Source organism: Streptomyces niveiscabiei (assembly GCF_001419795.1).
GTDB classification, from domain to species: Bacteria; Actinomycetota; Actinomycetes; order Streptomycetales; family Streptomycetaceae; genus Streptomyces; species Streptomyces niveiscabiei.
Genome location: NZ_LIRL01000829.1, coordinates 1 through 3,717 on the forward strand (window position 1 = coordinate 1; position 3,717 = coordinate 3,717).

At 71.7% G+C, this 3,717-nt stretch carries 5 protein-coding genes; 3 read left to right on the forward strand and 2 right to left on the reverse strand.

Annotation, left to right across the window (positions count from 1 at the left end; all coding sequences use genetic code 11):
• Positions 1-65: 65 nt before the first annotated feature.
• From AOK24_RS34615 to AOK24_RS34625, 3 genes are read left to right on the forward strand one after another with little or no spacing between them, the layout of a single operon-like run.
• Complete coding sequence (locus AOK24_RS34615) at positions 66-929, forward strand: MaoC/PaaZ C-terminal domain-containing protein (protein ID WP_055723949.1); 864 nt, start codon at positions 66-68, stop codon at positions 927-929.
• 14 nt (positions 930-943) lie between these two features.
• Positions 944-2,020 carry a Zn-dependent alcohol dehydrogenase gene (locus tag AOK24_RS34620; protein ID WP_055723950.1) on the forward strand — a complete coding sequence of 359 codons (1,077 nt, stop codon included), beginning with the start codon at positions 944-946 and terminating at the stop codon, positions 2,018-2,020.
• Positions 2,021-2,029: 9 nt separating this feature from the next.
• The gene (locus AOK24_RS34625) at positions 2,030-2,968 is read left to right on the forward strand and encodes a 3-oxoacyl-ACP reductase (RefSeq protein WP_055723951.1); all 939 of its coding nucleotides are present in this window, start codon (positions 2,030-2,032) and stop codon (positions 2,966-2,968) included.
• Positions 2,969-3,030: 62 nt separating this feature from the next.
• Here the strand turns inward: AOK24_RS34625 and AOK24_RS34630 are convergent, their stop codons facing one another.
• Complete coding sequence (locus AOK24_RS34630; RefSeq protein ID WP_240554266.1) at positions 3,031-3,291, reverse strand: HIT family protein; 261 nt, start codon at positions 3,289-3,291, stop codon at positions 3,031-3,033.
• Between the two features lie 72 nt (positions 3,292-3,363).
• The gene (locus tag AOK24_RS49370; RefSeq protein ID WP_165854491.1) at positions 3,364-3,528 is read right to left on the reverse strand and encodes a hypothetical protein; all 165 of its coding nucleotides are present in this window, start codon (positions 3,526-3,528) and stop codon (positions 3,364-3,366) included.
• Positions 3,529-3,717: the final 189 nt, after the last annotated feature.

Here is a 3,717-nt window from a genome sequence, read left to right on the forward strand (position 1 = left end):
CACCGCCCCGCACCGCACCGCACCACCCTGCGCTCCGCACCGACAAGCCCCACCAGGGAGCCCCCTTGCCCATCGACGCAGCCGCCGCCCTCGCCGCCGCCCCCCGCACCGGCGAGATCACCTGGACCCGCAAGGACGTGCAGCTCTACCACCTCGGCATCGGCGCCGGCACCCCCGCCACCGACCCGGACGAACTGCGCTACACCCTGGAATCCCGCCTGCACGTCCTCCCCAGCTTCGCGACGGTCGCCGGAAACGGCTCCCCCGGAGTGATCAGCGGCCTGTCGATGCCGGGAGTCGACGTCGACCTGTCCCAAGTCCTGCACGGCGCCCAGTCGTTGACGATCCACCGCCCGATCCCGGCGGAGGGAACGGCCACGGCGACGGGCCGCATCGCGGCGGTGTACGACAAGGGCAAGGCCGCCGTCCTCGTCATGCGCACCGAAGTGGCCGACGCCGACGGCCCGTTGTGGACCGGCGACGCGCACATCTTCGTACGCGGCGAAGGCGGCTGGGGCGGCGAGCGCGGCCCCTCCGGACGCCTCGAACCCCCCACCGGGGAACCGGACTTGACCGTCGAGCGCGAGATCCGCGAGGACCAGGCCCTCCTGTACCGCCTCTCCGGCGACCACAACCCCCTTCACGCGGACCCGGATTTCGCGAAGCGCGCCGGTTTCGAACGGCCCATCCTGCACGGCCTGTGCACGTACGGCATGACGCTGAAGGCCGTCGTGGACGCGGAGTTGGACGGGGACGTGGGCCAAGTCCGGTCGTACGGCACGAGGTTCGCCGGGGTCGTGTACCCGGGGGAGACGCTGCGTATCCGCATGTGGCGCGGCGAGGGGGCCGTACGCGTCGCGGTGAGCGCCGCCGAACGCGGCGACGCGCCCGTGCTCGCCGACACGATCGTCCAACACGCCATGATCTGAGGGGAGTCGCGCCCATGCGCGCAGCCGTACTGCACGAGATCGGTCAGGACAAGCTGGAGGTCCTCGACGACGTCGAGGCCGTGGGGTTCGGGCCCGGCAGGGTGAGGATCCGGGTGCGGGCGACGGGGCTGTGCCACTCGGACCTGTCCGCGATGAGCGGGGTGCTGCCGCAGCCGGGACCGTTCGTGCCGGGGCACGAGGGCGCGGGCGAGATCCTCGAAGTCGGGGAAGGTGTGGGCCACTTGAAGGCCGGGGACCGGGTCGTCGTGTGCTGGCTGCCCGCCTGCGGCGCCTGCCCCGCCTGCAAGCGCGGCCAGACCGAGCTGTGCCTCGCCGGGTTCATGAACGCCGGAACCCCCAACTTCCGCCGCCCCGCCGGGGATCTGTTCGGGTTCGCGGGGACCGGCACGTTCGCGGAAGAGGTCGTCGTCGACGCCGGGTGCGCGGTGCCGATCCCCGAGGACGTGCCCTTCGACATCGCCGCGCTCATCGGCTGCGGGGTGACGACGGGGCTCGGCGCCGCCCTCAACACCGCTGACGTGGAAGCCGGTTCGTCCGTCGCCGTGATCGGCTGCGGGGGCGTCGGGATCTCCGCGATCCAGGGCGCGCGGCTCAAGGGGGCCGCCGAGATCGTCGCCGTCGACCCGGTCGCGTCCCGGCGCGAGGCCGCGCTCAAGTTCGGTGCCACGAAGGCGGTTTCGCCCGACGAGCTGCCCGGAGCGAAGCAACTGGTCACCGGGGGCGAGGGGTTCGACTACGTCTTCGAGGTCGTCGGCCGGTCCGCCACCGCGCGCACCGCCTACGAGAACACCCGGCGCGGCGGCACCCTCGTCGTCGTCGGCGCCGGAGCGATGGACGACTTCCTCCAACTCAACATGTTCGAGCTGTTCTTCGACGAGAAGCGGATCCTGCCGTCCATGTACGGCGGCGGCGACGTCCTGCGCTCCTACGAGCGGACCATCGCCCTCTGGCGGGCCGGACGCATCGACCTCGCCGGGCTCATCACGCACCGGGTCCCGCTCGCCGACGTCAACGAGGCACTCGACCAGATGCGCACCGGCGTCGCCCTGCGTACCTGCATAGAGATCTGAGGAACCGTCATGTCCCGTCCCCTGGAAGGACTTTCGGCGATCGTCACCGGCGCCGGGCGTGGACTCGGACGCGCCGAGGCGCTCGAACTCGCCAGGCTCGGCGCGGCTGTTGTCGTCAACGACTACGGGCAGGCCGGCCGCGACGGCTCAGGCGAGGCGTCCGCGACCCCCGCGGAGGAGGTGGCCGCCGAGATCCGCGCCGCCGGGGGCGAGGCCACCGCCCACACCGGGGACGTCTCCGACTTCCAACAGGCCCGCGAACTCGTCGAGTTGGCGATCGACACGTACGGCGAGCTGGCCGTCCTCGTCAACAACGCGGGCATCCTGCGCGACCGGATGGTGTTCTCCATGACCGAGGGGGAGTGGGACGCGGTCGTCCGGGTCCACCTCAAAGGGCACTTCAACACGACTCGGTTCGCGGCGGCGCACTGGCGTGAACGGTCGAAGCGGGAGGGGGGCCCGGTGTACGGCCGGATCGTCAACACCTCCTCGGAAGCGTTCCTCGCGGGCTCCCCGGGGCAGCCCAACTACGCTGCCGCCAAAGGCGGGATCGTCGGCCTCACCGTCTCCACCGCCCTCGCCCTCGCCAAGTACGGCGTCACCGCCAACGTCATCTGTCCCCGCGCCCGCACCCGCATGACCGAGGACGTCTTCGCCGCCGTCGAGGAACCCGACCAGGGCATCGACCCCCTCTCCCCGGCCCATGTCGCCCCCCTCGTCGGCTACTTGGCCTCCCCGGCCGCCGCCCGCGTCAACGGCCAACTCCTCGTCGTCCACGGCGGCATGGTCGCCGTCGTCGAACGCCCCCGCGTCCGCGCCAAGTTCGACAGCAAACAGGACGCCTTCACCTACGACGAACTGGACGCGGTACTGACCCCGCACTACGCACAGCGACCCAGCGGAGAGACCTTCGGCGCGTCCGAAGTCCTGGGCCTGCGACGGGAGTAGAGCACTCCGCCCGCACAAGAAGCCGACAGGACCGGCCCTGACAAGGAGCCCACAGGGCCGGCTCACAAGGAGTCAGCAGGACCGGAGTGCCGCCCCGCCGTTCCCGCCACCTCCGCCCTGATCAACTCCGCCACTCCCTCGTCCTGTTGCGCAGGCCGCTGCGAACGCCCCGGCCACAGCGGGCCGAACGCGTCCCCGTGCCAGCGCGGCACCAGGTGCACATGGAGATGGAACACGGTCTGAGTAGCCGCCGCCCCCGCCGAGTTGACGACGTTCGGACCATCGGGGGACAGCGCGCGCCGCAGCGCCGGAGCGAGACGCAAGAGCGCCGTCGTCAGCAAAAAGCCCCGCCGGTCACCCCTCGGTGACCAGCGGGACCCGCGTGCTCGAACCGGCTACGCCGCAGCCGACTCCGCCTGCTCCGTCGGCCTGCGGTGGCGGCCGTGGGGGGCCGTCTCCGCGTCGTGGGCCGACTGCTGGCCGCGGTGGCGGCCGGCGCCGTTGCTCTCGTGGCCGTGCGTCTCGGCGGACGGCCGCTGCGTGGTGATTGCGTCGCTCATCGGAAGTGTCCCACCCCGTCAACATGATCCTTCTTACAGCCCGGCGAGTCTATCGAGGCGCCTGGGAATGCAAGGGGCGGGTGGGGTGTGGGCGCCTACTTCGTTACACGTTTGTCGAGTGGCGCCTGCTGCAACGGCACCGGACGCGGCGCCGAGACCGTACGCGTCACCTCGACCCCCTCCCACGCC

Coding starts and splice junctions, on each gene's coding strand:
- AOK24_RS34620 (WP_055723950.1), top strand. CDS start 944: ATGCGCGCAGCCGTACTGCACGAGATCGGTCAGGACAAGCTGGAGGTC.
- AOK24_RS34625 (WP_055723951.1), top strand. CDS start 2,030: ATGTCCCGTCCCCTGGAAGGACTTTCGGCGATCGTCACCGGCGCCGGG.
- AOK24_RS49370 (WP_165854491.1), bottom strand. CDS start 3,528: ATGAGCGACGCAATCACCACGCAGCGGCCGTCCGCCGAGACGCACGGC.